General features: G+C 72.8%; 2 protein-coding genes and 2 pseudogenes. 1 reads left to right on the top strand and 3 read right to left on the bottom strand.

Annotation, left to right across the window (positions count from 1 at the left end; translation table 11 throughout):
- Positions 1 to 90 (top strand): annotated as a pseudogene (locus ACWD3D_RS36255) (MerR family transcriptional regulator); the annotation flags it as partial.
- 49 nt (positions 91 to 139) lie between these two features.
- On the opposite strand, the gene ACWD3D_RS36250 reads toward ACWD3D_RS36255, so the two are convergent.
- The 3 genes and pseudogenes from ACWD3D_RS36250 to ACWD3D_RS36240 all read right to left on the bottom strand — a co-directional run.
- Entirely contained in the window at positions 140 to 577 is a 438-nt protein-coding gene (locus ACWD3D_RS36250) for an aggregation-promoting factor C-terminal-like domain-containing protein (RefSeq protein WP_451464914.1), read from the bottom strand.
- A 268-nt stretch (positions 578 to 845) separates the two neighbouring features.
- Complete coding sequence (locus ACWD3D_RS36245) at positions 846 to 1,760, bottom strand: ECF transporter S component (protein WP_451464915.1); 915 nt, start codon at positions 1,758 to 1,760, stop codon at positions 846 to 848.
- A gap of 56 nt (positions 1,761 to 1,816) precedes the next feature.
- A pseudogene (locus ACWD3D_RS36240) lies at positions 1,817 to 2,248 on the bottom strand (AAA family ATPase); the annotation flags it as partial.
- Between the last annotated feature and the right edge of the window lie 61 nt (positions 2,249 to 2,309).

Raw genomic sequence — 2,309 nt, 5'->3', positions numbered from 1 at the left:
AAGCTCGATGAGCTGGACGCGCTGATCGCACAGCTGCAGACCGTACGGGCCGAGGTCGGCGCACAGCTCACCCGCGCCGAGGTCGAGTGAAAGAGGTCCCGGCCCGGGCTTCGTCACGCGGGCTGCTGGGCGGGCCGGCTCAGTACCAGCTGTTGGCCTGCCAGAAGTCCCAGGCGCCGCACGGGCTGCCGTAGCGCTCGTTCATGTAGTTCAGACCCCACTTGATCTGCGTGGCGGGGTTGGTCTGCCAGTCGGAACCGGCGGAGGACATCTTGGAGGCGGGCAGGGCCTGGACCAGGCCGTACGCGCCGGAGGAGGCGTTGGTGGCGCTCGGGTTCCAGCCGCTCTCGTGCGAGACGATGTTGCTGAAACACTGGAACTGGGCGCTGTCACCGATCATCTGCTGCGCCGTGGCCTGCGCGGAGGACGCTGCGGTCGTCGCGGTGGGCGTGGCGGCGGACGCCGTACCGGCGCCGAGAGCCAGACCACTGCCACCGAGGAGTACGGCGGCACCGGCGAGGACGGTCTTGCGGCCTGCGATACGGGGCTGGGCGAGGAAACGACTGGCGAACGACACGTAGAAACCTAACGTCGGGGGCAGGTGGCGTCGCGGGCCGGTTCTGTGAGTGATCCGGGCGTCCCCACCTGGGCCCTGGTGACCTGTGACGGTCGAGCGGGCCACCGAGGTGTTCGGCGACGAGAACCATGGTTAGCCCCGCCGTCCGGCGGACGCAATGACCCCCCGCCGGCCTCCCGTACGACCCGCGCTCGGACTCCGGGCCCTAGGTCCCGAACACGGACATACGGGAGTCGAGCCAGGTCAAAGGGGTCGTACGGGGGCCGGCTCAGACCTCGGCGTCTCTACTATCCGGCTTGGGGGAGGACCAAGTACCTGTGGGTGTCCTCACTCCGCCGGGACCCTCGAATGTGACCCGGGCCTCGAAGGAAGCGCGCCGCGTCGCGCGGCGGAGCGCCCGCAGGAGCACCGGTCCCACAAAGAGCGTCAGCACCACGGTCAGGGCCGCCCGGCCCAGGTCCCAGCCGAGCGAGGTGGTCAGGCAGTACGCCAGGAAGCGCACCAGGTTCTCGTGCACCGGGTCGCCCGCCACGAAGGAGATGCCCGAGCCGAGACCGGGCACGATCGTCCAGCCGTAGAGGTTCATCACCGTGCCGTAGAGCAAGGAGGCCAGCGCCCCGTACGCCGCGAGCAGGGTGGTCTCCGCCCGGCCGCGCAGCCGCTCCGGACCCGGCAGCAGCCCCGCGCCCATGGTGAACCAGGCCATCGACAGCATCTGGAACGGCATCCACGGCCCCACCCCGCCGGTGAGCAGCGCCGACGCGAACATCGTCACCGCGCCCAGTACGAAGCCGAAGCCGGGGCCGAGCACCCGACCGCTGAGGACCATCAGGAAGAACATCGGTTCCAGCCCGGCCGTCCCCGCGCCCAGCGGGCGCAGGGCGGCGCCGACCGCCGCGAGGACCCCGAGCATCGCGACCGCCTTCGCGTCCAGCCCGGCGTCCGCGATCGTCGCCACGGCCACCGCCACCAGCAGCGGCAGCAGCGCGCCGAACAGCCAGGGCGCGTCCGCCGCGTGGGCGGTGCCGAACGCGGGCGCGGCGAGCAGCGGCCAGCCGAAGGCCGCCACCCCCACCGCGCTCACCAGCACCAGCGCCACTACCGAACGCGGCCCGAGCCGGACCGGGCGGACCGGGCGGACCCGCCCGGCCTTCTCGCCGCCGGGGAGCTCGATGCCCGTCATGCGCCCGCCGGTCATGCGCCCGCCGGTCATGCGCCTGCCCGTCATGCGCCCGCCGGTCATGCGCCCGCCTCCAGCGCCGTGCGGACCTGGCTCACGGTGAGCCACTCCTGCGGGGCGAGGACCTTCGCCGTCTGCGGGGCGTAAGCGGGGGAGGAGACCACGACCTGCCGGGTCGGGCCGTCCGCGACGACCTCCCCGCCGGCCAGGATCACCACCCGGTCCGCGAGCTCCGCCGCCAGCTCCACGTCGTGGGTGGCCAGGACGATTCCGTGCCCCTCGGCCGCCAGCGCCCGGAGCACCCCGACCAGCCGGGACTTGGCCGCGTAGTCGAGACCACGGGTCGGCTCGTCCAGCAGGATCAGCGGCGGACGCGCGGTGAGTACGAGGGCCAGTGCCAGGGTCAGCCGCTGGCCCTCGGAGAGGTCACGGGGGTGGGTGGCGTCCGGCACTCCGGACCTCTTCTCCAGTGCGCGGATCGGCGACGACGCCAACGGGCTGCTCGGTCACCAGCTCTTCGGGGCGCCGCTGGGCGAGCGCTGGCACCACGCC

This window comes from Streptomyces sp. NPDC002690, from assembly GCF_053592415.1.
Note: the sequence above shows the minus strand (reverse complement) of the source record. Positions and strands in the feature narration are given on the sequence as shown.

What these genes read in the sequence shown, in the direction of transcription:
- ACWD3D_RS36245 (WP_451464915.1), bottom strand. Translation starts at nt 1,760, where the DNA reads ATGACGGGCATCGAGCTCCCCGGCGGCGAGAAGGCCGGGCGGGTCCGC.